This window comes from Pseudomonas sp. NPDC087626, from assembly GCF_044743405.1.
Classification (GTDB): domain Bacteria; phylum Pseudomonadota; class Gammaproteobacteria; order Pseudomonadales; family Pseudomonadaceae; genus Aquipseudomonas.
Genome location: NZ_JBIUWJ010000020.1, coordinates 1 through 19112, shown reverse-complemented (window position 1 = coordinate 19112; position 19112 = coordinate 1). Strand labels below are relative to the sequence as shown.

At 60.2% G+C, this 19112-nt stretch carries 21 protein-coding genes; 14 read left to right on the top strand and 7 right to left on the bottom strand.

What is annotated here, in order from left to right:
• Window positions 1-63: 63 nt before the first annotated feature.
• From ACIOVD_RS17480 to ACIOVD_RS17455, 6 genes are all read right to left on the bottom strand, one after another.
• Complete coding sequence (locus ACIOVD_RS17480) at window positions 64-1557, bottom strand: RNA polymerase factor sigma-54 (RefSeq protein ID WP_095169351.1); 1494 nt, start codon at window positions 1555-1557, stop codon at window positions 64-66.
• A 182-nt stretch (window positions 1558-1739) separates the two neighbouring features.
• A complete protein-coding gene (lptB, locus tag ACIOVD_RS17475; RefSeq protein ID WP_095169352.1) occupies window positions 1740-2465 on the bottom strand; it encodes an LPS export ABC transporter ATP-binding protein in 726 nt (241 codons plus the stop codon).
• Window positions 2465-3013, bottom strand: coding sequence for a lipopolysaccharide transport periplasmic protein LptA (lptA, locus tag ACIOVD_RS17470; RefSeq protein WP_095169353.1), 549 nt, complete (start codon window positions 3011-3013; stop codon window positions 2465-2467). The genes lptB and lptA overlap by 1 nt, the downstream gene beginning before the upstream one ends.
• Window positions 3000-3572 (bottom strand): LPS export ABC transporter periplasmic protein LptC, encoded by a 573-nt coding sequence (lptC, locus tag ACIOVD_RS17465; RefSeq protein ID WP_095169354.1) that lies wholly within the window; start codon window positions 3570-3572, stop codon window positions 3000-3002. The genes lptA and lptC overlap by 14 nt, the downstream gene beginning before the upstream one ends.
• A gap of 7 nt (window positions 3573-3579) precedes the next feature.
• On the bottom strand, window positions 3580-4104 hold the full coding sequence (locus tag ACIOVD_RS17460) for a KdsC family phosphatase (RefSeq protein WP_401129287.1): 525 nt from the start codon (window positions 4102-4104) through the stop codon (window positions 3580-3582).
• Window positions 4104-5078 carry a KpsF/GutQ family sugar-phosphate isomerase gene (locus ACIOVD_RS17455; RefSeq protein ID WP_159993780.1) on the bottom strand — a complete coding sequence of 325 codons (975 nt, stop codon included), beginning with the start codon at window positions 5076-5078 and terminating at the stop codon, window positions 4104-4106. The genes ACIOVD_RS17460 and ACIOVD_RS17455 overlap by 1 nt, the downstream gene beginning before the upstream one ends.
• Window positions 5079-5355: 277 nt before the next feature.
• On the opposite strand from ACIOVD_RS17455, the gene ACIOVD_RS17450 reads away from it, so the two are divergent.
• The 10 genes from ACIOVD_RS17450 to hisC all read left to right on the top strand — a co-directional run bounded on the left by ACIOVD_RS17450 (window position 5356) and on the right by hisC (window position 13293).
• Entirely contained in the window at window positions 5356-6165 is an 810-nt protein-coding gene (locus ACIOVD_RS17450) for an ATP-binding cassette domain-containing protein (RefSeq protein ID WP_095169357.1), read from the top strand.
• On the top strand, window positions 6165-6962 hold the full coding sequence (gene mlaE, locus ACIOVD_RS17445; RefSeq protein ID WP_095169358.1) for a lipid asymmetry maintenance ABC transporter permease subunit MlaE: 798 nt from the start codon (window positions 6165-6167) through the stop codon (window positions 6960-6962). The genes ACIOVD_RS17450 and mlaE overlap by 1 nt, the downstream gene beginning before the upstream one ends.
• Complete coding sequence (gene mlaD, locus ACIOVD_RS17440; protein WP_027618532.1) at window positions 6962-7429, top strand: outer membrane lipid asymmetry maintenance protein MlaD; 468 nt, start codon at window positions 6962-6964, stop codon at window positions 7427-7429. The genes mlaE and mlaD overlap by 1 nt, the downstream gene beginning before the upstream one ends.
• An 11-nt stretch (window positions 7430-7440) precedes the next feature.
• Window positions 7441-8082 (top strand): phospholipid-binding protein MlaC, encoded by a 642-nt coding sequence (locus ACIOVD_RS17435; protein ID WP_401129283.1) that lies wholly within the window; start codon window positions 7441-7443, stop codon window positions 8080-8082.
• Window positions 8079-8384 carry a lipid asymmetry maintenance protein MlaB gene (locus tag ACIOVD_RS17430; protein WP_095169360.1) on the top strand — a complete coding sequence of 102 codons (306 nt, stop codon included), beginning with the start codon at window positions 8079-8081 and terminating at the stop codon, window positions 8382-8384. The genes ACIOVD_RS17435 and ACIOVD_RS17430 overlap by 4 nt, the downstream gene beginning before the upstream one ends.
• 114 nt (window positions 8385-8498) lie before the next feature.
• Window positions 8499-8738 (top strand): BolA family protein, encoded by a 240-nt coding sequence (locus ACIOVD_RS17425; protein ID WP_003439919.1) that lies wholly within the window; start codon window positions 8499-8501, stop codon window positions 8736-8738.
• Between the two features lie 22 nt (window positions 8739-8760).
• Window positions 8761-10026 (top strand): UDP-N-acetylglucosamine 1-carboxyvinyltransferase, encoded by a 1266-nt coding sequence (gene murA / locus ACIOVD_RS17420; protein WP_095169361.1) that lies wholly within the window; start codon window positions 8761-8763, stop codon window positions 10024-10026.
• A gap of 125 nt (window positions 10027-10151) precedes the next feature.
• Window positions 10152-10787 (top strand): ATP phosphoribosyltransferase, encoded by a 636-nt coding sequence (gene hisG, locus ACIOVD_RS17415; RefSeq protein WP_095169362.1) that lies wholly within the window; start codon window positions 10152-10154, stop codon window positions 10785-10787.
• A 125-nt stretch (window positions 10788-10912) separates the two neighbouring features.
• A complete protein-coding gene (gene hisD / locus ACIOVD_RS17410; RefSeq protein WP_159993786.1) occupies window positions 10913-12238 on the top strand; it encodes a histidinol dehydrogenase in 1326 nt (441 codons plus the stop codon).
• Window positions 12239-12240: 2 nt separating this feature from the next.
• The gene (hisC, locus tag ACIOVD_RS17405) at window positions 12241-13293 is read left to right on the top strand and encodes a histidinol-phosphate transaminase (RefSeq protein ID WP_401129280.1); all 1053 of its coding nucleotides are present in this window, start codon (window positions 12241-12243) and stop codon (window positions 13291-13293) included.
• A gap of 69 nt (window positions 13294-13362) precedes the next feature.
• Here the strand turns inward: hisC and algW are convergent, their stop codons facing one another.
• Window positions 13363-14520 carry a Do family serine endopeptidase AlgW gene (gene algW, locus ACIOVD_RS17400; protein WP_095169365.1) on the bottom strand — a complete coding sequence of 386 codons (1158 nt, stop codon included), beginning with the start codon at window positions 14518-14520 and terminating at the stop codon, window positions 13363-13365.
• 102 nt (window positions 14521-14622) lie between these two features.
• Between algW and ACIOVD_RS17395 the strand changes: the two genes are divergently transcribed.
• From ACIOVD_RS17395 to cysN, 4 genes are all read left to right on the top strand, one after another.
• Window positions 14623-15381 carry a Nif3-like dinuclear metal center hexameric protein gene (locus tag ACIOVD_RS17395; RefSeq protein WP_159993788.1) on the top strand — a complete coding sequence of 253 codons (759 nt, stop codon included), beginning with the start codon at window positions 14623-14625 and terminating at the stop codon, window positions 15379-15381.
• A gap of 161 nt (window positions 15382-15542) precedes the next feature.
• A complete protein-coding gene (gene cysD / locus ACIOVD_RS17390) occupies window positions 15543-16460 on the top strand; it encodes a sulfate adenylyltransferase subunit CysD (RefSeq protein WP_060542996.1) in 918 nt (305 codons plus the stop codon).
• Between the two features lie 104 nt (window positions 16461-16564).
• Window positions 16565-16906, top strand: a complete 342-nt coding sequence (locus ACIOVD_RS17385) for a four helix bundle protein (protein WP_401129277.1) — start codon at window positions 16565-16567, stop codon at window positions 16904-16906.
• Between the two features lie 53 nt (window positions 16907-16959).
• On the top strand, window positions 16960-18858 hold the full coding sequence (cysN, locus tag ACIOVD_RS17380) for a sulfate adenylyltransferase subunit CysN (protein WP_401129275.1): 1899 nt from the start codon (window positions 16960-16962) through the stop codon (window positions 18856-18858).
• Window positions 18859-19112 lie beyond the last annotated feature (254 nt).

Below are 19112 nucleotides of genomic sequence, written 5' to 3'. Positions count from 1 at the left end.
GCCTGCCACTAGGGTGTCTGCGAAAGATTTCGAAAACACCCTGGAACGCTGTGGCGTGGCCCGTTACATCAATCGCTTGCGTTCACTCGAAGGCGCGATCCCGAGGGATTCGCGGTACTTGGCGACGGTACGACGGGCTACCTGAATACCTTGTGCCTCCAGTAAACCAGCGATCTTGCTGTCACTCAACGGCTTTTTCTGATTTTCCGCGGCAACCAGTTTTTTGATGATCGCGCGGATCGCCGTGGACGAGCATTCGCCGCCTTCGGAGGTGCTGACGTGGCTTGAGAAAAAGTATTTCAGCTCATAGATACCGCGCGGGGTATGCATGAATTTTTGCGTGGTGACCCGGGAAATCGTCGACTCGTGCATGCCTACCGCTTCGGCAATGTCATGCAGGACCAACGGCTTCATCGCCTCGTCGCCATATTCGAGAAAGCCGCGCTGGTGCTCGACGATCTGGGTGGCCACTTTCATCAGGGTTTCGTTGCGGCTTTGCAGGCTCTTGATGAACCAGCGCGCCTCCTGCAACTGATTGCGCATGAAGGTGTTGTCGGCGCTGGTGTCAGCGCGACGGACGAATCCGGCGTACTGGGGGTTGACCCGCAAGCGCGGTACCGACTCCTGGTTCAGTTCCACCAGCCAGCGCTCGTTGTCCTTGCGCACGATCACATCCGGCACCACGTACTCGGCTTCGCTGGACTCGATCTGCGAGCCAGGTCGCGGGTTGAGGCTCTGGACCAGTTCGATGACCTGGCGCAGTTCGTCTTCCTTGAGCTTCATGCGCCGCATCAGTTGGCTGTAGTCGCGGCTGCCGAGCAGGTCGATGTAATCGCTGACCAGGCGCTTGGCTTCTGCCAGCCAAGGGGTCTTGGCGGCCAGCTGGCGCAATTGCAGCAACAGGCACTCGCCCAGGTTGCGGGCGCCGATGCCGGCGGGTTCGAATTGCTGGATGCGGTGCAGGACGGCTTCGATTTCGTCCAGCTCGATGTCCAGTTCCGGGTCGAATGCCTCGAGAATCTCCTCAAGGGTTTCGTCCAGGTAACCCTGGTTGTTGATGCAGTCGATCAGGGTCACGCCGATCAGGCGATCGGTGTCGGACATCGGGGACAGGTTCAATTGCCAGAGCAAGTGGCTCTGCAGGCTTTCCCCGGCGGAGGTGCGGGTGGTGAAGTCCCACTCGTCGTCATCGTTGCTGGGCAAGCTGCTGGCACTGGTCTGGTAGACGTCTTCCCAGGCGGTGTCGACCGGTAGTTCATTGGGAATGCGCTCGTTCCATTCTCCTTCCTCGAGGTTATCCACCGTGGGGGCGGTTTCCTGGTAGGAGGGTTCCTGGACGTCGGTGTTGGGTTTGTGCTCGATGTTGTCCGCCATCGGGTCGGCGTTATCGAAGTCGTCGCCTTCTTCCTGGCGTTCGAGCATTGGATTTGACTCCAAGGCTTCCTGGATTTCCTGTTGCAGGTCCAGGGTCGACAATTGGAGCAGGCGGATGGCCTGTTGCAGCTGCGGTGTCATCGTCAGCTGCTGGCCCATTCTCAAGACTAGCGATGGTTTCATGGCTGGGGCTTAACACCTTATTCGCCGGCGCACGTGCGCCATCCACTACAGGGCGCCGGAGCGCCAAACTTAAGCAAATTATATGCCTGAAACTGAAGTGTTTGCCTAGAGCGTCATGACAATAAAAATATTAAGGCTTTCATTGACAATCCGCTCTGCCAGCAGACCAGACGCCTCGCAGCTTAAAGGCGGAACTCATGGCCCAGGTACACTTCCTTGACCAGTTCGTTGGCCAGGATGGTTTCAGCGTCACCTTCTGCGATCAGTTGACCATCGTTGACGATGTAGGCGGTTTCGCAGATGTCCAGGGTTTCACGCACGTTGTGGTCCGTGATCAGCACGCCAATGCCCTTGGCCTTGAGGTGATGGATGATCTGCTTGATGTCGCCGACCGAAATCGGGTCCACGCCGGCGAAAGGTTCGTCGAGCAGGATGAATTTCGGCGCGGTGGCGAGGGCGCGGGCAATTTCCACGCGGCGTCGTTCGCCACCGGAAAGGCTCATGCCCAGGTTGTCGCGGATGTGGTTGATGTGGAACTCCTGCAACAGGCTTTCGAGTTCCTTGCGCCGACCGGCCTTGTCGAGTTCCTTGCGGGTTTCGAGAATGGCCATGATGTTGTCGGCAACCGACAGTTTGCGGAAGATCGACGCTTCCTGTGGAAGATAGCCGATACCTGCCCGCGCGCGACCGTGCATGGGCTGGTGGCTGACGTCCAGGTCGTCGATCAGTACGCGACCCTGATCGGCCTGCACCAGGCCTACGATCATGTAGAAGCAGGTGGTCTTGCCGGCACCGTTAGGGCCAAGCAGGCCGACGATCTGGCCGCTGTCGATGGACAGGCTGACGTCACGCACGACCTGACGGCTCTTGTAGCTCTTGGCCAAGTGCTGGGCTTTGAGAGTTGCCATTACTGGGCCTTTTGCTCGTCAGTTTTCTTTTTCGGCTGGATGACCATGTCGATCCGCGGACGTTGCTCAGTGACCTTGCTGCCCGTGGCGCGACCGGCGCTGGCGAGCTTTTTGTTGGTGTCGTAGACGATTTTCTCGCCCTGGGTAATGTTGCCGTCCTTGTCGACGACTTTGGCCCGATCGATCAGCACGACGCGGTCTTGCGAGGCGTGGTACTGGATGGTCACCCCGTAGCCCTGCACGGGCTTGGAGTCGCCCGCAGTCTGCATCTGCTCGAAGTAGGCCAGGTTGCCGACCGAGGTCACGACGTCGATATCACCAGCCGCGGTGCGGGTGATGGTCACGGTGTTGCCGGTGACCTTCATCGAGCCCTGGGTGATGATCACGTCGCCCTTGTAGGTGGCGATACCGTTCTTGTCGTCCAGTTGGGCGTCGTCGGCCTGGATGCGGATAGGTTGATCTCTATCGGTCGGCAGGGCCCAGGCGCTCACGCTTCCCAGTGCTGCGCCCAGACTGAGCAAAATAGGGAGGGTTTTAACGAGCCTCATACTGTCCTCTTACGTTCGATAGCAGGTGTATCCTGCTGTCTTTCAAATACGCCTTCATTCCGGTACCAGTCGATACACCGCCAGCGCCGTCGATTCTAACGGCTTGCTGGGTCTGCGCATATTGTTGCTTGGGGAATACCGTCATGCGTGTGGTGGTGATGACCATTGGGCGATTCTTGGCATCGGTGCGTGCAATGCGCACCGAGTCGATCAGTTCGACCTCGGTGCCGTCAGGATTGACCTCGCCACGTTCGCTCTGCACGTGCCAGGGGAATTCGCTGCCGCGATACATCTGCAGGTCCGGTTTGGTCAGCAAGGTCACTTCGCTGGCCTTGACGTGCTCGACCTTGTCGGACGTCATGTCGTACTGCAACTTGCCATCTGGCAGGAACTGCACGCTGTGGGCGTTGATGGCGTAGTAGTCGATCTCGCTCTCGTTGACTGCGGCTACCGGCTTGTCGAGAAAGCGCTCGGGGCTGATGTTCCAGTAGCCGACAGCCGCAAACAGCGCGGCGATGGCTGCGAAGAACACGATGTTGCGAAACTTTTTACTCAGCATAAATGACTCACAGGTACGCGGCGTTGGCGTCTTGCAGATTGCCTTGGGCGCGTAATATCAATTCACAGAATTCTCGAGCAGCACCTTCACCACCACGGGCCTCGGTGATGCCGTGGGCGTGTTCGCGGACAAAACTCGCGGCGTTGGCAACGGCCATGCCCAGGCCGACCCGCACAATCACCGGCAGGTCGGGCAGATCGTCGCCCAGATAGGCGACCTGTTCATAGCTTAGGCCCAGTTGCGCGAGAAGCTCGTCGAGCACCGCAAGTTTGTCCTCGCGGCCTTGATACAGGTGGGTAATCCCCAGGTTTTTGGCGCGATGCTGGACTGCCGGGCTAGTTCGACCACTGATAATGGCCATTGTCACACCGCTGGCTCGCAACATTTTCATGCCCTGGCCGTCGAGGGTGCTGAAACTCTTGAACTCGCTGCCATCCTCGAGGAAATGCAGGCGTCCGTCCGTGAGTACGCCGTCGACGTCGAAGACCGCCAGCTTGACGGGCCTGGCGCGTTCGAGCAGGTCGTCAGCCATTACATCACCCCTGCGCGCAACAAGTCGTGCATGTTCAGGGCACCTACCGGGCGGTCGTTGTCGTCGACCACCACCAAGGCGTTGATCTTGTTGTCTTCCATGATCTTCAGGGCTTGTGCGGCGAGCATGTCGGCCCGGGCGGTCTTGCCGTGAAGGGTCATCACGTGCTCGATTTTGGCCTGCTGGAAGTCGATCGCACGGTCCAGGGAGCGGCGCAGGTCACCGTCGGTGAAAATTCCGGCCAGGGTGCCATCGGCTTCCAGGACCACGGTCATGCCCAGGCCCTTGCGGGTCATTTCCAGCAAGGCGTCCTTGAGCGGCGTGCCGCGCGCCACCTGCGGCAAGTCGGCGCCGATGTGCATGACGTCTTCGACCTTCAGCAGCAGGCGGCGACCCAGCGCGCCACCCGGGTGGGAAAAGGCGAAGTCTTCGGCGGTAAAGCCCCGGGCTTCCAGCAGGGCCACTGCCAGGGCGTCGCCCATCACCAGCGCGGCGGTGGTCGATGAGGTGGGTGCCAGGTTCAGCGGGCAGGCTTCATGCTCGACATGCACATTGAGATTGACATCGGCGGCCTTGGCCAGCGCTGAGTCAGGATTGCCGGTCAGGCTGATCAACTGGATCCCCATGCGCTTGATCAGCGGCAGCAGGGTGATGATTTCGTGGGTCGAGCCGGAATTGGACAGGGCCAGGATGATGTCATCGCGGGTAATCATGCCCATGTCGCCGTGGCTGGCTTCGGCGGGGTGCACGAAAAAGGCCGTGGTGCCGGTGCTGGCCAGGGTCGCGGCAATCTTGTTGCCGATGTGCCCGGACTTGCCCATGCCGACTACCACCACTCGGCCTTTGCTGGACAGAATCAACTCGCAAGCGCGTACGAAGTCTGCGTCGATATGGGCCAGCAAGCCTTTGACGGCTTCCAGCTCGAGGCGGATCGTACGTTGTGCCGATTTGATCGGGTCGCTGGACTGGCTCATGTCTGAAGTCGAATAGCCTGGGAAAAGGTGGCGATTATAACGGTAATGATCAATTCCCTCACGTTAGTTCGTCACGCTTTGTGCGGGCTGCGTCACGGGAACCCTGCGATTAACCGGCTTTAACCTTAATTGAAGCTGAATGCGGCGGTCTTCGGCCTTGGGCGCCGTGGCTGGGCAGTGATATAGTTCGTCGCCTGTCCGGCCTGCCAAGGATGATATGTGCTCTCGTCGGAGGGTGCGGCGTCCGAGTGAGAGGCTTGCATCGCAAGGAGTTTAGATGAGTGCCGATAACGCCTACGCGGTCGAGCTTAAGGGAGTGTCCTTCAAGCGCGGCGCGCGCAGCATTTTCAACAATGTCGATATTCGCATACCACGCGGTAAGGTCACCGGCATCATGGGGCCTTCCGGTTGCGGGAAAACCACGCTGCTACGCCTGATGGGCGCGCAGTTGCGTCCTTCCAGTGGCGAAGTGTGGGTCAACGGCCAGAATTTGCCCAAGCTGTCGCGCAGCGATCTGTTCGATGCGCGCAAGCATATGGGCGTGCTGTTCCAGAGCGGAGCGCTGTTCACCGACCTCGATGTATTCGAGAACGTCGCGTTTCCGCTGCGCGTGCATACCCAGCTGCCCGAAGAAATGATCCGCGACATCGTCCTGATGAAACTGCAGGCGGTGGGCTTGCGCGGGGCTACCGAGTTGATGCCTGACGAACTGTCCGGCGGCATGAAGCGTCGTGTCGCGCTGGCCCGGGCGATTGCCCTGGACCCGGGCATCCTCATGTACGACGAGCCCTTCGTCGGCCAGGACCCCATCGCCATGGGGGTGCTGGTACGCCTGATCCGCCTGCTCAACGATGCCCTGGGGATCACCAGCATCGTGGTTTCCCATGACCTGGCCGAAACCGCGAGTATCGCTGATTACCTGTATGTGGTCGGTGATGGCCAGGTACTGGGGCAGGGCACGCCCGCCGAACTGATGGATTCCGATAATCCGCGGATCCGCCAATTCATGAAAGGTGATCCGGACGGTCCGGTACCCTTCCATTTTCCAGCGACGGATTACCGCGCAGATCTTCTGGGGAAGCGCTGATGCGCAAGACTTCACTGATAGAGAGAGTGCGTCGATTCGGCCAGGCCGCCATCGACAGCGTCGCGGTGCTTGGCCGTTCGTCATTGTTCCTGTTTCACGCCTTGCTCGGGCGCGGCAGCGTCGGCGGCGGGTTCAGCCTGCTGATCAAGCAGCTGCACTCGGTTGGCGTGATGTCCCTGGTGATCATTGTGGTCTCGGGGATCTTCATCGGCATGGTGCTGGCGCTGCAAGGCTTCAACATCCTCTCCAGCTACGGTTCGGAGCAGGCGGTTGGGCAGATGGTGGCGCTGACCCTGTTGCGCGAGCTGGGGCCGGTGGTGACTGCGCTGCTGTTTGCCGGGCGCGCCGGTTCGGCGCTGACCGCGGAAATCGGCAACATGAAGTCCACCGAGCAGTTGTCCAGCCTGGAAATGATTGGCGTCGACCCGCTCAAGTACATCATTGCCCCAAGACTATGGGCCGGCTTCATTTCCCTGCCGCTGCTGGCGATGATTTTCAGCGTGGTTGGTATCTGGGGTGGTTCCTGGGTGGCTGTCGACTGGCTGGGCGTGTATGAAGGCTCTTACTGGTCGAACATGCAAAACAGCGTGACGTTCAATGGCGACGTGCTCAATGGTGTCATTAAAAGCATGGTCTTTGCCTTTGTCGTGACCTGGATCGCCGTATTCCAAGGCTATGACTGTGAGCCCACTTCAGAGGGGATCAGTCGTGCCACCACCAAGACCGTGGTGTATGCCTCATTGGCCATTCTCGGCCTGGACTTTATTCTGACCGCCTTGATGTTTGGAGATTTCTGATGCAAAACCGCACCCTGGAAATCGGTGTCGGCCTTTTCTTGCTGGCTGGCATCCTGGCTTTACTGTTGCTTGCCCTGCGGGTCAGTGGACTGTCCCCGGTGTCGAGCACCGACAGCTATAAACTTTATGCGTATTTCGACAATATCGCCGGTTTGACTGTCAGATCGAAAGTGACCATGGCCGGTGTGACTATCGGCAAGGTCACGGCAATCGATCTGGATCGCGACAGTTTCACCGGACGTGTGACGCTGCAGCTGGAAAAACGGGTAGATAACCTGCCGTCCGACTCCACTGCATCTATCCTCACCGCTGGCCTGTTGGGCGAGAAATACATCGGTATCAGCGTGGGCGGCGAAGAATCCTTGCTCAAGGATGGCGGGACCATCCATGACACGCAGTCCTCGCTGGTGCTCGAAGACCTGATCGGTAAATTCCTGCTCAATACTGTTAGTAAAGAAGCTAAATGAGGAGTTTTTCCATGATCTCTACCTTGCGACGTGGCCTGTTGGTACTGCTCGCGGCCTTGCCGCTGGTGGCTAACGCCGTGGCTGCGCCCTCTGCGCATGATCTGGTGCAGGATACGACCAGCCGGTTGCTCGCCGATCTGGCGGCCAACAAGGAAAAGTACAAGCAGGACCCGAAAGACTTCTACGCCGCGCTGAACAGCATTGTCGGGCCCGTGGTGGATGCCGAAGGCATCTCCAAGAGCATCATGACCGTCAAGTATTCGCGCAAAGCCACGCCGGCGCAGATGAAGACCTTCGAAGAGAACTTCAAGACTGGCCTGTTCCAGTTCTATGGCAATGCACTGCTTGAGTACAACAACCAGGGCATCACCGTGGACCCGGCCAAGGACGAGTCGGGCAACCGCACCAGCGTCGGCATGACCGTCAAGGGCAGCAACGGCGCGATCTATCCAGTGTCCTACACCCTGGAAAAAATCAATGGCGAGTGGAAACTGCGCAACGTGATCATCAATGGCATCAACATTGGCAAGCTGTTCCGTGACCAGTTCGCCGACGCCATGCAACGCAACGGCAACGACCTGGACAAGACCATCAATGGTTGGGCCGGTGAAGTGGCCAAGGCCAAGGAAACCTCCGAGAAGCAAAGCCAATGAGTGACTCGGCCGTGCGTTTGGGGGAGGCCGGTGAGCTGCTGCTCAGCGGAGTCCTCGATTACCGCTCCGGGCCAGTCCTGCGCAAGCAGGGCCAGGCCTTGATCAAATCGAGCACGGCACCTGCCGTGGTGCTCGATTGCGCCGGCGTGGAGAAATCCAGCAGCGTTGGCTTGTCCTTGCTGCTGGCGTTCATTCGTGATGCGGCAGCGGCGGGCAAGGCGGTGAGCATCCGTGCCCTGCCTGACGATATGCGTGAAATTGCTCAGGTCTCGGGTTTGACCGAGCTTTTGGCGCACCCTTAACTACCATCTATAAAGAAGCCCCCCGTCAGAGTCCTGCTATGCGGGGTTCGCAGGCGCGGGGCTTTTTTGTATGATGTCCGACCCGCGCGCACAGGGCGCCGATTGAGGTTTAGCATGCAGGCCGTAGAAGTGAAGAGCTTCCTTGAGGGAAAGCTTCCCGGAACTCAGGTAGAAGTTGAAGGCGAAGGCTGCAACTTTCAGCTGAACGTGATTAGCGATGAACTGGTGGCTTTGAGCCCGGTCAAGCGTCAGCAGAGCATCTATGCCCATTTGAACCCATGGATCGCCGATGGCAGCATCCACGCGGTCACTATGAAATTTTTCAGCAGCGCGGCCTGGGCCGAGCGCACCTGAGCCCAAGGGCGTCGAGATTCTTATGGATAAATTGATTATTACCGGCGGCGTTCGTCTTGATGGCGAAATCCGTATCTCCGGGGCAAAGAACTCTGCCCTGCCGATCCTGGCGGCAACGCTGCTGTGCGATGGCCCGGTGACGGTTGCCAACCTGCCGCACTTGCACGACATCACCACCATGATCGAGCTGTTCGGTCGCATGGGCATTGAGCCTGTGATCGACGAAAAACTCAGCGTCGAAATCGACCCACGTACCATCAAGACCCTGATCGCGCCGTACGAACTGGTGAAAACCATGCGTGCCTCGATCCTGGTGCTGGGGCCGATGGTTGCCCGTTTTGGCGAGGCCGAAGTGGCACTGCCTGGCGGTTGCGCCATCGGTTCGCGTCCGGTCGACCTGCACATCCGTGGCCTTGAAGCCATGGGCGCGACCATCGACGTGGAAGGCGGCTACATCAAGGCCAAGGCGCCAGAAGGCGGCTTGCGCGGGGCTAACTTCTTCTTCGATACCGTCAGTGTGACCGGTACCGAGAACATCATGATGGCCGCAGCCCTGGCCAACGGCCGCAGCGTGCTGCAGAACGCCGCTCGTGAGCCGGAAGTCGTCGACCTGGCGAACTTCCTCAACGCCATGGGCGCCAACGTCCAGGGCGCTGGCACCGACACCATCACCATCGAAGGCGTGAAGCGCCTGGGCACTGCCACCTACCGCGTGATGCCGGACCGTATCGAAACCGGTACCTACCTGGTCGCGGCAGCCGTGACCGGCGGCCGGGTGAAGGTCAAGGACACCGATCCGACCATCCTCGAAGCGGTGCTGGAAAAACTTCGCGAAGCCGGTGCTGAAATCACCACGGGCGAAGACTGGATCGAGCTGAACATGCACGGCAAGCGACCGAAAGCGGTCAACGTGCGTACTGCTCCGTACCCGGCGTTTCCGACCGACATGCAGGCGCAGTTCATCTCCCTCAACGCTATTGCCGAAGGCACGGGCGCTGTGATCGAGACGATCTTCGAAAACCGTTTCATGCACGTCTACGAGCTGCACCGCATGGGCGCTCATATCCAGGTCGAAGGCAACACTGCCATCGTTACCGGCATCGACAAGCTCAAGGGCGCGCCAGTCATGGCCACCGACCTGCGTGCTTCGGCCAGCCTGGTGATTTCGGCGCTGGTAGCCGAAGGCGATACGCTGATCGATCGCATCTACCACATAGACCGTGGTTACGAGTGCATCGAAGAGAAGCTGCAGATGCTCGGCGCGAAGATCCGCCGCGTACCGGGCTAGTCGTTGCGTCAAGGGCACAGGGAGGTGCCCACAGATTTGTTGAAGTCGAGCCTGTTACGGGCTCGATCTGTGTCCGGCGCCGTTTGCGACCGGGCATCGTTGCCTGATAAGGACTGACGTTTCCCATGCTGACCATCGCACTGTCCAAGGGCCGCATCCTCGACGACACCCTGCCGCTTCTGGCTGAAGCGGGCATCGTGCCAACCGAGAATCCGGACAAGAGCCGCAAGCTGATCATCCCCACGACCCAGGCCGATGTGCGCTTGCTCATCGTGCGCGCCACTGATGTGCCGACCTACGTCGAGCATGGTGCCGCTGACCTGGGCGTCGCCGGTAAAGATGTGTTGATGGAATACGGCGGCCAGGGCCTCTACGAGCCGCTGGACCTGCAGATCGCCCAATGCAAGCTGATGACTGCCGGTAAAGTCGGTGCCATCGAGCCCAAGGGCCGCCTGCGGATCGCCACCAAGTTCGTCAACGTTGCCAAGCGCTACTACGCCGAGCAAGGCCGCCAGGTCGACATCATCAAGCTGTATGGCTCGATGGAACTGGCACCGCTGATCGGCCTGGCGGACAAGATCATCGACGTGGTCGATACCGGCAACACGCTGCGGGCCAACGGCCTGGAGCCACAGGAGTTCATTGCGGCGATCAGCTCCCGGCTGATCGTCAACAAGGCTTCGATGAAAATGCAACACGCCAGGATCCAGGCGTTGATCGACACCCTGCGCCAGGCAGTGGAGTCGCGACACCGCGGCTGATTCACTTGCGCGACGTTAAGTCGCGCCCGTCTATCCGCCTCATAGCCAGAATTCTCAGGTGCCCAAGCGGAACGACTGCTAGTTTAGGGCGCCTGAGTTTTTGCCATTCCTATGAGGCTCTCGCTATGACCGCACCGACTGCAATTCGCCGACTCAACGCTGCTGACCCGGATTTCGCGCATCATCTGGATCATCTGCTGAGCTGGGAAAGTGTGTCTGACGACTCGGTCAATCAGCGGGTGCTGGACATCATCAAGGCCGTGCGTGAGCGTGGCGATGCGGCACTGGTGGACTTTACCCGCCAGTTCGACGGCCTGGACGTGAAGTCCATGGCCGACCTGATCCTGCCGCGCGAGCGTCTGGAGCTGGCGCTCACCCGCATCTCCGTGCCTCAGCGCGAAGCGCTGGAAGTCGCCGCCGCCCGTGTGCGCAGCTACCACGAAAAGCAGAAGCAGGACTCCTGGAGCTACACCGAGGCCGATGGCACGGTGCTGGGCCAGAAAGTCACGCCGCTGGATCGCGCGGGCCTGTACGTGCCAGGCGGCAAGGCTTCCTACCCGTCTTCGGTGCTGATGAACGCGATTCCAGCCAAGGTCGCGGGTGTGCCCGAGGTGGTCATGGTGGTGCCGACGCCACGGGGCGAAATCAATGAGCTGGTGCTGGCCGCGGCCTGTATCGCCGGCGTCGACCGCGTGTTCACCATCGGTGGCGCTCAAGCCGTTGCCGCATTGGCTTACGGCACCGAAAGCGTGCCGCGGGTCGACAAGGTGGTCGGCCCGGGCAACATCTACGTTGCCACTGCCAAGCGCCACGTGTTTGGCCAGGTCGGTATCGACATGATTGCCGGGCCTTCGGAGATCCTCGTGGTGTGCGACGGCCAGACCGATCCGGACTGGATTGCCATGGACCTGTTTTCCCAGGCCGAGCACGACGAAGACGCCCAGGCCATCCTGGTCAGTCCCGACGCCGAATTCCTCGACCGGGTGGCGGCGAGCATCAGCAAGCTGCTGCCGACCATGGAACGTGCCGAGATCATCCAGACGTCGATCAACGGTCGTGGTGCACTGATCCAGGTGCGTGACATGCAACAAGCCATCGACGTAGCCAACCGCATCGCCCCGGAGCACCTGGAGTTGTCGGTGGCCGACCCGCAAGCCTGGCTGCCGCAGATTCGTCACGCTGGCGCGATCTTCATGGGGCGCCACACCTCTGAGGCCCTGGGCGATTATTGCGCCGGCCCCAACCACGTGCTGCCGACCTCCGGCACCGCGCGATTTTCCTCGCCGCTGGGGGTCTACGACTTCCAGAAGCGCTCGTCGATCATCTTCTGCTCCGAAGCGGGTGCCTCCGAGCTGGGTAAGACCGCCTCGGTGCTGGCTCGCGGCGAGTCGTTGACTGCCCACGCCCGTAGCGCCGAATACCGCATCGTTGCCGATCAGGAAGGGAACTGAACATGAGTAAATTCTGGAGTGCGTTCGTCAAGGACCTGGTGCCCTACGTCCCGGGCGAGCAGCCGAAGCTGACCAAGCTGGTCAAGCTCAACACCAACGAAAACCCCTACGGTCCATCGCCCAAGGCGCTGGCCGCCATGCAGGTCGAGCTGAACGACAACCTGCGCCTGTACCCGGACCCCAACAGCGACCTGCTCAAGCAAGCCGTGGCCAGCTACTACGGCGTGCAGGGTAACCAGGTGTTCCTCGGTAACGGTTCCGACGAAGTCCTGGCCCACATCTTTCACGGCCTGCTGCAGCACGACAAGCCGCTGCTGTTCCCGGACATCAGCTACAGCTTCTATCCGGTGTACTGCGGGCTGTACGGCATCACCTTTGACGCGGTGCCTCTGGACGAGCAGTTCCAGATCGACCCGGCGCACTACGCGCGGCCGAACGGCGGGATCATCTTCCCCAACCCGAACGCGCCGACCGGCTGCCTGTTGGCCCTGGAGGCTGTCGAGCAGATCCTCAAGGCCAGCCCGGATTCCGTGGTGGTGGTGGATGAGGCCTACATCGACTTCGGCGGTGAGACGGCGATCAGCCTGGTGGACCGCTATCCGAACCTGCTGGTAACCCAGACCCTGTCCAAGTCGCGCTCGTTGGCCGGCTTGCGGGTTGGCCTGGCCGTCGGTCATCCGGACCTGATCGAGGCGTTGGAGCGGATCAAGAACAGCTTCAACTCCTACCCGCTGGATCGCCTGGCGATTGTCGGGGCGGCGGCGGCGTTCGAGGATCGCGAGTATTTCACCAAGACCTGCCAGTTGGTCATCGACAGCCGTGAGCAAGTGGTCGCGCAGTTGCAGGAAAAAGGCTTTGAGGTCCTGCCGTCGGCAGCCAACTTCATCTTCGCCCGTCACCCGCAACACGATGCGGCTGCACTGGCGGCGAAGTTGCGTGAGCAAGGGGTGATTGTCCGGCACTTCAAGCAGGAGCGGATTGCCCAGTTCCTGCGTATCTCCATCGGCACACCGGAGCAGAACCAGGCGTTGATCGACGGCTTGGGCGACCTCTAAAGCACCGCTGTCCCCTGTAGGAGCAAGCCGCCAACGGGCGCTCGCTCCTACAGGGGTTTACATCAGGCGTTACTCTTGTTCCTTGACCATGGGTGCAGGAGGTGGGCGCAGGCCGATTTCTGCGGTCAGCTTGAGCTCCTTGCCATTGCGGATCACCTGGATGCTGACCTTGTCGGTGGGCTTGATGCGCGCCACCTGGTTCATCGAGCGCCGACCGTCGCCAGCCGGCTCACCGTCGATGCTCAGGATCACATCCCCCAGTTGCAGGCCGGCTTTCTGCGCCGGGCCGTCACGGAAAATCCCCGCCACTACAATGCCCGGACGCCCGGACAGGCCAAACGACTCTGCCAGTTCCTGGCTCAAGGGTTGCACTTCAATGCCCAGCCAGCCACGAATCACCTGGCCGTGCTCGATGATCGACTTCATCACTTCCATGGCCAGTTTGATCGGAATCGCGAAGCCGATGCCCTGGGAGCCGCCGGACTTGGAGAAGATCGCCGTGTTGATGCCAGTCAGGTTGCCGTTGGCGTCCACCAGCGCGCCACCGGAGTTGCCGGGGTTGATTGCCGCATCGGTCTGGATGAAGTCTTCGTAGTTGTTCAGGCCCAACTGGTTGCGTCCGGTGGCACTGATGATGCCCATGGTCACGGTCTGGCCGACGCCGAACGGGTTGCCGATGGCCAGTGCCACATCACCCACACGAATGCTTTCCGAGCGGCCGACGGTAATCGACGGCAGGTTCTTCAAGTCGATCTTGAGTACCGCCAGGTCGGTTTCCGGGTCACTGCCAATAACCCGGGCCAGGGTTTCGCGACCGTCCTTGAGCGCGACCACGATCTGGTCGGCGCCGGAGGTGACGTGGTTGTTGGTCAGCAAATAGCCTTGCGAACTCATGATCACGCCCGAGCCGAGGCTCGATTCCATGCGCTTCTGCTTGGGCGCGTTATCGCCGAAGAAACGTCGGAACTGCGGGTCTTCGAACAGCGGGTGGCTGGTCTTGTTGACCACTTTGGTGGTGTAGAGGTTGACCACCGCGGGTGCGGCGATGACTACCGCGTCCGCGTAGGACACCGGGCCCTGCTGCGTCAGAGTGGTTTGCGGGGCCTGCTGCAGGTTCACATCCAGGTTCGGAAGCCCGACCCACTGTGGGTAACGCTGGATAATCAGCAACGCAATCAGCACGCCGGCCAATAGCGGCCAGCCAAAAAAACGCAGACCCTTGAGCATTGAACAAATCCTGGGAGGTTACGAGGGGCCAACGACGGCCCATAATGTCGCGCATTATACGAGGCCGCGCGTGCCTCTGAACGGGATATTTAGGAGTCTTTTATGGCCGTTGCCCTGAGCACCCTGGTAGCAGAAGCGGATCGTTACCTTGGCAGTTCGCGGATTGCCGATTATTGCCCCAATGGCCTGCAGGTCGAGGGGCGGCCGCAAGTCATGCGTATCGTCAGCGGCGTCACGGCCAGCCAGGCCTTGCTCGATGCCGCCGTCGAAGCCAGCGCCGACCTGATCCTGGTCCACCATGGCTACTTCTGGAAGGGTGAAAGCCCGTGCATCACCGGCATGAAGCAGCGCCGGCTCAAGACCCTGCTCAAACACGACATCAGCCTGCTGGCCTATCACCTGCCGCTGGACCTGCATCCGGAAGTGGGCAACAACGTGCAACTGGCCCGGCAACTGGAGATTACTGTGGAAGGCCCGCTGGACCCAGACAATGCCAAGGTGGTCGGGCTGGTCGGCTCCCTTGCCGAACCGATGACCGCCCGCGACTTTGCCCGCCACGTGCAGCAGGTCATGGGCCGCGAGCCGCTGTTGATCGAAGGCGAGCAGATGATCCGGCGAGTCGGCTGGTGCACCGGCGGCGGGCAGGGCTATATCGACCAGGCAGTGCAGGCCGGCGTCGACCTGTACTTGAGCGGTGAAGCGTCGGAGCAGACTTTCCACAGCGCCCGGGAAAACGGCATCAGCTTCGTCGCCGCCGGTCACCACGCCACCGAACGCTACGGCGTGCAGGCGCTGGGAGAATACCTGGCGCGTCGGTTTGCCCTGGAGCACATCTTCATCGACTGCCCGAATCCCATCTGACGAATCGCTCCTACAGGGGGCTCGGATCACCCGAACGCGACGGTATATTGATATACCCTTTCGATCTAGTTGGCGTCCTGATTAGAAGGGGTCGCTGTGCTAGGATTCCCCGCTCGAACACGGCCCGGTGGCCGTTCATAAGAAAGTTTTCGTGAGTAGCCATGGTCGACAAACTGACGCATCTGAAACAGCTGGAGGCGGAAAGCATCCACATCATCCGCGAGGTGGCCGCCGAGTTCGATAACCCGGTGATGCTGTACTCCATCGGTAAAGACTCCGCCGTGATGCTGCACCTGGCACGCAAGGCGTTCTTCCCGGGCAAGCTGCCGTTTCCGGTGATGCACGTCGACACCCAGTGGAAATTCCAGGAGATGTACAGCTTCCGCGACAAAATGGTCGCCGAGCTGGGCCTGGACCTGATCACCCACGTCAACCCGGACGGTGTTGCGCAGGGCATCAACCCATTCACCCACGGCAGTGCCAAACACACCGACATCATGAAGACCGAAGGCCTGAAACAGGCTTTGGACAAGCATGGTTTCGACGCCGCCTTCGGTGGTGCGCGCCGCGATGAAGAGAAATCCCGCGCCAAGGAGCGCGTGTACTCGTTCCGCGACAGCAAGCACCGCTGGGACCCGAAAAACCAGCGCCCCGAGCTGTGGAACGTGTACAACGGCAAGGTCAACAAGGGCGAGTCGATCCGCGTCTTCCCACTGTCGAACTGGACCGAGCTGGATATCTGGCAGTACATCTACCTGGAAGGCATCCCGATCGTGCCGCTGTACTTCGCCGCTGAACGCGAGGTCATCGAGAAAAATGGCACGCTGATCATGATCGACGACGAGCGCATCCTCGAACACCTGAGCGATGAAGACAAAGCCCGCATCGTCAAAAAGAAAGTGCGTTTCCGTACCCTTGGTTGCTACCCGTTGACGGGCGCGGTGGAGTCCGAGGCTGAAAGCCTCACGGACATCATTCAGGAAATGCTCCTGACGCGAACTTCCGAGCGCCAGGGCCGTGTCATCGACCACGATGGCGCCGGCTCGATGGAAGACAAAAAACGTCAAGGGTATTTTTAAGCTTCGAGTTACAAGCGGCAAGCTGCAAGTTAAAGGCGGTATGCGTAACTTCGCGGTTTGGTGCTTGCAGACGATTGCTGTGAGCCGGAATCGGATGACTCGTAATGGATTTCGAGAAACTGGTTGTTTGGCAGCGCAGCAAATGTCTGGCAGTAGGGATCTACAGAGAGTTTGCGCGATGTGGGGATTTCGGTTTCAAGGATCAAATCACCCGCTCAGCACTTTCGGTGCCTTCCAACATTGCAGAAGGTATGGAGCGTCGTAGCGCCAGAGAGAAAGTGTATTTTCTTTGGGTTGCGAAAGCTTCTTGTGGGGAATTGCGCACCCAGATCCTTATTGGTCGAGACATTGCTTACATCGCAGATCCGCTGGCTGAAAACTGGATTATGGAAACTCGCGAGCTTTCTAAAATGCTGGGCGGGTTGATCAATAAAATTTCTGACTAGCTGTACGCCGACAAGCTTGCCGCTTGAAGCTTACAGCTCGGAGCTTGAATGCAATGAGCCACGTATCTGATTTGATCAGCGAGGACATCCTCGCCTACCTGGGCCAGCACGAACGTAAAGAACTGCTGCGTTTCCTGACCTGCGGTAACGTCGATGACGGCAAGAGCACCCTGATCGGGCGCCTGCTGCACGACTCCAAGATGATCTACGAAGACCATCTGGAAGCCATTACCCGCGACTCGAAGAAAGTCGGCACCACCGGTGACGATATCGACCTGGCATTGCTGGTCGACGGCCTGCAGGCTGAGCGCGAGCAAGGCATCACCATCGATGTCGCGTACCGCTACTTCTCCACCGCCAAACGCAAATTCATCATTGCCGATACCCCGGGCCATGAGCAGTACACCCGCAACATGGCCACCGGCGCGTCGACCTGTGACCTGGCGATCATCCTGGTGGACGCCCGCTACGGCGTGCAGACCCAGACCCGTCGCCACAGCTTCATCGCATCCCTGCTGGGCATCAAGCACATCGTCGTGGCCATCAACAAGATGGACCTCAAGGACTTCGACCAGGGCGTGTTCGAGTCGATCAAGGCCGACTACCTGCAGTTCGCCGAAGGCTTGAAGCTCAAGCCCACCAGCATGCACTTTGTGCCGATGTCAGCCCTCAAGGGCGACAACGTGGTGAACAAGTCCGAGCGTTCGCCGTGGTACACCGGCCAGTCGCTGATGGAAATCCTCGAGACCGTTGAAGTGGCGGGCGACCGTAACTTCACCGACCTGCGTTTCCCGGTGCAGTACGTCAACCGTCCCAACCTGAACTTCCGCGGTTTCGCCGGCACCCTGGCCAGCGGTATCGTCAAGAAAGGCGACGAAATCGTGGTCCTGCCTTCGGGCAAGAGCAGCCGCGTCAAATCCATCGTCACCTTCGAAGGTGAGCTGGAGCACGCCGGTCCTGGCCAGGCGGTCACCCTGACCATGGAAGACGAGATCGACATCTCCCGTGGCGACCTGCTGGTACATGCCGACAACGTGCCGCCGGTGACCGACAGCTTCGAAGCCATGCTGGTGTGGATGGCTGAAGAACCGATGCTGCCGGGCAAGAAGTACGACATCAAGCGCGCCACCAGCTACGTGCCGGGCTCCATTGCCAGCATCGTCAACAAGGTCGACGTCAACACCCTGGAAGAAGGCCCGGCCAGTGCGTTGCAACTGAACGAAATCGGCAAGGTCAGGATCGCGCTCGATGCGCCGATCGCCCTCGACGGTTACGAAAGCAACCGCACCACCGGCGCGTTCATCATCATCGACCGCTTGACCAACGGCACCGTGGGCGCCGGCATGATCGTCGCCCAACCGGTGGCGCACGGCAGTGCTACCCACCACGGCAAACTGGCGCACGTGGCCACAGAAGAACGTGCCCAGCGCTTCGGCCAGCAGCCGGCCACCGTGCTGTTCAGCGGCCTGTCGGGCGCGGGCAAGAGCACCCTGGCCTATGCGGTCGAGCGCAAGCTGTTCGACATGGGCCGTGCGGTGTTCGTGCTCGATGGCCAGAACCTGCGTCACGACCTCAACAAAGGCCTGCCGCAGGATCGCGCCGGGCGCACCGAGAACTGGCGTCGTGCGGCGCATGTTGCCCGGCAGTTCAACGAAGCCGGCCTGCTGACCCTGGCGGCCTTCGTGGCGCCGAGTTCCGAAGGTCGTGAGCAGGCCAAGGACCTGATCGGCAAGGACCGTCTGCTGACGGTCTACGTCCAGGCTTCGCCGGCGGTCTGCGCCGAACGTGATCCACAGGGCCTGTATGCGGCGGCCGGGGATAACATCCCGGGCGAGTCCTTCCCGTACGACGTGCCGTTGGACGCCGACCTGGTGGTCGACACCCAGGCGCTGTCGCTGGAAGACAGCGTCAAGCAGGTACTGGATCTGCTGCGTGAGCGTGGTGCGATCTAAGGCAGGAGCAGCGGCAGGTTTCTAGCTTCAAGCTGCAAGGAAAAGCCCCCAGACAAGTGATTGTCTGAGGGCTTTTTTGTGTCTGTTTCGACGCTTTCGCGGGCAAGCCCGCTCTCACAGTTTTGAGGGTGTTCGCAAAATTTGTGAACGACACGGTCCCTAATGAAATGGTTACCCCCGCCGCCCCCAGTGATAGCCCACTAAGCTTTCACTGGGGGCTCACCGGAGACCATTGTCATGAACAAAGTAGCTAT